1 protein-coding gene is annotated in these 1,670 nt (G+C 61.1%); it reads right to left on the bottom strand.

Translation table 11 applies throughout. The annotated features are described in order from the left end of the window. Positions 1-31: 31 nt before the first annotated feature. Positions 32-1,669 (bottom strand): chaperonin GroEL, encoded by a 1,638-nt coding sequence (groL, locus tag GL300_RS26010; RefSeq protein ID WP_155042572.1) that lies wholly within the window; start codon positions 1,667-1,669, stop codon positions 32-34. Between the last annotated feature and the right edge of the window lies 1 nt (position 1,670).

Here is a 1,670-nt window from a genome sequence, read left to right as displayed (position 1 = left end):
CGGCCTTCGCTGTCTTGCGACGAGCGGATGATTACATCATGCCGCCCATGCCGCCCATGTCGGGCATGCCGCCGCCGGCCGCTTTGGGCTCGGGCTTTTCGGCGATCATGGCTTCGGTGGTGATCAGCAGACCAGCAACCGAGGCCGCGTCTTCCAGCGCGGTGCGGACGACTTTGGCCGGGTCGATGACGCCGAACTTGAACATGTCGCCATATTCTTCGGTCTGGGCGTTGAAGCCGAAGGCCTTGTCGTTCGACTCGCGGACTTTGCCGGCAACGACAGCGCCGTCGACGCCAGCGTTTTCAGCGATCTGACGCATCGGAGCTTCCAGAGCGCGGCGGACGATGGCGATGCCGGCGTCCTGGTCCGAGTTCGCACCGGTCAGGCCTTCAAGGACCTTGCCAGCCTGAACCAGAGCCACGCCACCACCGACGACGACACCTTCTTGAACCGCAGCGCGGGTCGCGTTCAGGGCGTCATCAACGCGGTCTTTGCGCTCTTTGACTTCGATTTCGGTCATGCCGCCGACGCGGATGACGGCAACGCCACCGGCCAGTTTGGCGACGCGCTCTTGCAGTTTCTCGCGGTCGTAGTCCGAGGTGGTTTCCTCGATCTGCTGACGGATCTGCGAAACGCGGGCTTCGATCTCGGCTTTCTCACCAGCACCGTCGACGATGGTGGTGTTGTCCTTGTTGATCGTAACTTTCTTCGCACGGCCGAGCATGTCGACGGTGACGTTTTCCAGTTTCATGCCCAGGTCTTCCGAGATGACCTGACCGCCGGTCAGGATCGCGATGTCCTGCAGCATGGCCTTGCGGCGATCGCCGAAGCCCGGAGCCTTGACGGCAGCGATTTTCAGGCCGCCACGCAGCTTGTTGACGACCAGCGTGGCCAGAGCCTCGCCTTCGACGTCTTCAGCGACGATGATCAGCGGCTTTTGCGACTGGATGACAGCTTCCAGCAGCGGGACCATCGGCTGCAGCGACGAGAGTTTTTTCTCGTGCAGCAGGATGTAGGCGTCTTCCAGGTCGGCAATCATCTTGTCGGCGTTGGTGACGAAGTAGGGCGACAGGTAGCCGCGGTCGAACTGCATGCCTTCGACGACTTCGACTTCGGTCTCCATGCCTTTGTTTTCTTCGACGGTGATCACACCCTCGTTGCCAACTTTTTGCATGGCTTCGGCGATTTGCTGGCCGATGAAGGCCTCGCCGTTGGCCGAGATGGTGCCGACTTGGGCGACTTCAGCCGAGTCGTTGACCGGACGCGAAGCAGCTTTGATCGCTTCGACGACTTTCGAGGTCGCCAGATCGATGCCGCGCTTCAGGTCCATCGGGTTCAGGCCAGCTGCAACCGACTTCAGGCCTTCTTTGATGATGGCTTGAGCCAGAACGGTGGCGGTGGTGGTGCCGTCGCCAGCTTCGTCATTGGTGCGCGAAGCGACTTCGCGGACCATCTGGGCGCCCATGTTCTCGAACTTGTCCGAGAGTTCGATTTCTTTGGCGACCGAGACACCGTCCTTGGTGATGCGCGGAGCGCCGAAGGACTTGTCGATCACGACGTTACGGCCTTTCGGGCCGAGGGTCACTTTGACGGCATCCGCGAGGATGTTCACGCCTTTCAGCATGCGGTCGCGGGCGTCGCTGTTGAACTTGACTTCTTTCGCAGCCATT

It is taken from the genome of Paracoccus litorisediminis (assembly GCF_009711205.1).
Taxonomy (GTDB): Bacteria; Pseudomonadota; Alphaproteobacteria; order Rhodobacterales; family Rhodobacteraceae; genus Paracoccus; species Paracoccus litorisediminis.
The sequence above is the reverse complement of the archived record's forward strand: the minus strand, read 5'-3'. Positions and strand labels throughout refer to the sequence as shown.